This window comes from Paraburkholderia sp. EG286B (genome assembly GCF_040965655.1).
Classification (GTDB): Bacteria; Pseudomonadota; Gammaproteobacteria; order Burkholderiales; family Burkholderiaceae; genus Paraburkholderia.
Map to the genome: position 1 here is coordinate 1 of NZ_JBFRCF010000145.1, position 663 is coordinate 663.

General features: G+C 59.3%; 1 protein-coding gene. It reads left to right on the top strand.

Annotated elements, in window-relative coordinates; translation table 11 throughout:
- Positions 1-663: AMP-binding protein (locus AB4Y42_RS44130; protein WP_368697882.1), on the top strand; the 663-nt coding region annotated here is incomplete at both ends.

A 663-nucleotide genomic window follows, 5' to 3' on the forward strand; every position in this document is an offset into this window, starting at 1 on the left:
CGGCCTCCGATCCGGACCCGCGCACGCTCGGCCTGAGCGCGCGCCACCTCGCCTACGTGATCTACACCTCGGGATCATCAGGCACGCCCAAGGGCGTCATGGTCGAACATCGGGGCTTGGTCAATCTTGTAGCATGGCATGTGCAAACGTTTTGTACGCAGCGAGATACCTGCGGCACATTCACGGCTGGAGTCGCATTCGATGCCAGCAGTTGGGAGCTATGGTCTGCGTTATGTAACCGCAGCAGATTGCTGCTCCCGCCCAGAGCATCAGCGGGAGATTCTCTCCATCTGTTGGAATGGTGGCGTGATCAATCGCTGGACGTCGCCTTTTTGATCACGCCGCTCGCTACAATCGCGTTAGAAGATAAGCTGATAAATCCTACATTGGAGTACTTGCTTATTGGCGGGGATCGTCTCCAGCGTGTGCCTGGGCCTCTACCAGCGGCTCTCAAGCTAATAAACAACTACGGCCCTACCGAAGTGACGGTCGTGGCGACCTCAGGACGGCTCTTCAGCGACAACGCTGTGCCGCATATTGGGCGTCCGATCGCGAACACGCGGGTGTATCTTCTGGACGGTCATGGCGCGCCTGTTCCGTTCGGGGTGATGGGTGAGCTTTACATTGGCGGGGCCGGCGTTGCGCGCGGGTACCTGAACCGGC